This is a genomic window from Haloferax sulfurifontis (genome assembly GCF_014635105.1).
GTDB classification, from domain to species: domain Archaea; phylum Halobacteriota; class Halobacteria; order Halobacteriales; family Haloferacaceae; genus Haloferax; species Haloferax denitrificans.
This window is the reverse complement of record NZ_BMCI01000019.1, coordinates 1-810: the sequence shown is the minus strand read 5'-3', so window position 1 is coordinate 810 and position 810 is coordinate 1. Positions and strand designations below refer to the sequence as shown.

The window sequence follows — 810 nt, the reverse complement described above, 5'->3', positions numbered from 1 at the left end:
CGCACACATCAGGGCGATTTCTCGGAACTCACGGAACCACGAACGCGCTCGCACGGCGAAGCCGAGCGAGCGCTTCACAGCCGAGTTCACGGTCTCGGTCATCGAGCGCTGATTGTAGCGCTGTTCGTCGATTCTGGCGTTGTGCGCGTGGTCGTACGGTGCGAAGATGCGATGTTTGATGAGCGGGCGAATCCCGAGGTCACGAAGGGATTCGCGGAGCGACTGCTTGTCATAGCCTTTATCGGCAGCGAGAGACCGCAGATCGCCCGCGTTCCGGCGGGCGATCTGCTCGGCGAGGTCTGCGTCGCTTCCTTCACGGTTCGTCGAACAGTGAACGTCAAGGACGGCTTGAGAGTCTGTATCGACGAGTTTCGTGACCTTCAGCTTCTGTACGCGGTAGCTTATTCGCTGGCAGTAGTGGCGGCTCGCTGCTGAGCGTTCGTAGAACGTAGCGTCGATTGCACCGTGTTTCGAGGGGTCGTGCAGCTGCGCCGACTGGCGCAGCAGCACTCGGCAGACGCCCATACTAATCCGGTCGAACGCTTTACACAACGTGGATGGTGAGGGGAGATCGGCCGCGCTGAGGCCGATCTCCCCGGTTATTTGCGGCATCTCCTTCAGCAGGTCGATGGTCATTCTGTAGGACGTGTCGAGGTAAATCCGGAGACAGTGGAGGGAAACGAGGGCATAGTCGGCGAATCCGCCGCCACCTTCCGGGGCGGCGGATTCGTCTCCATCACCGGTAACAACTTGAGCAATCGGCACAATCTCACTAGTGAAGCGGGAGATTTGTGTCATGGACAACCGAAT

1 protein-coding gene is annotated in these 810 nt (G+C 59.4%); it reads right to left on the bottom strand.

Going from position 1 to position 810, the window contains the following annotated elements; translation table 11 throughout:
* Nucleotides 1–798, bottom strand: a 798-nt coding sequence (locus tag IEV64_RS19765; protein ID WP_188425104.1) for an IS5 family transposase, incomplete at its 3' end; no start/stop codon positions are given.
* Nucleotides 799–810: the final 12 nt, after the last annotated feature.